Source organism: Bacillus sp. BF2-3 (genome assembly GCF_008368795.1).
GTDB lineage: Bacteria > Bacillota > Bacilli > Bacillales > Bacillaceae_G > Bacillus_A > Bacillus_A cereus.
In genome coordinates, this window is record NZ_QOSA01000079.1 from 1 (window position 1) to 808 (window position 808).

Sequence of the window (808 nt, forward strand, 5' to 3'; positions counted from 1 at the left end):
ATAAAAAAGATAGCAATACACTTATATATTGCTATCTTTTTTATTTTTTCATACATCTAATTCTATTACAGATCTGTTAAAGGTCATCTCTTCATACACCTTTAAATTTTGATATATAGTGCCTAATAATGGTGCCGCTATAGAAAATTGCTCTGCTACATCCAGTAAATATCCTTGCAAGTGCTTCCCTTCAATAAACGAACCCTTCTCCATATCACGTTGCATCGATGACTTCATATCATACGAAATTTTATCAATTGTTTTCATATGTTCCTGGACATTATTAACCTTTATTGGAGCTCCTAATACTCTCATGATTTGTACAGATTCCTCAAATACATTACGGATAAAATCACGGCCGCCTTCACTTTCACGGATTGGTCCAATTGGTGCACGCATTAACGTTGTCACACCGGACATTACAGTAATAAATAAATATTTATGCCACATATCTTGCGTAATATTTTCACTTAAAACAAAACTAGATTTCGTACCTGCAAATGCTTTAGAAATATGCTTTACTCTCTCTGAATTTTGAGACTTAATTTCTCCAAACACAAGTCTGTTGGCAGCGCTAGTTTGTACAATTTCTCCTTGATCGTTTAACGTCGTCTCGATAAAGCATAAACCGCCAATTACTTTTTCTTCGCCGAATTCTTTTTGTAATAGCGATAAATGAGCGATACCATTTAACAATGGAATGATTACAGTATTTTCGCCAACAAACGGCTTCAAATCTTGAATTGCCTCGTTTAAGTGATACGCTTTTGTTGAAAATAAAATGACATCAAATGGAGAAGTTCTCTCT

1 protein-coding gene is annotated in these 808 nt (G+C 34.2%); it reads right to left on the reverse strand.

Annotated elements, in window-relative coordinates; translation table 11 throughout:
* Positions 1 to 48: 48 nt before the first annotated feature.
* The coding region (locus DN401_RS29645) for a ketopantoate reductase family protein (RefSeq protein ID WP_149288138.1) at positions 49 to 808 on the reverse strand (760 nt) is incomplete at its 5' end.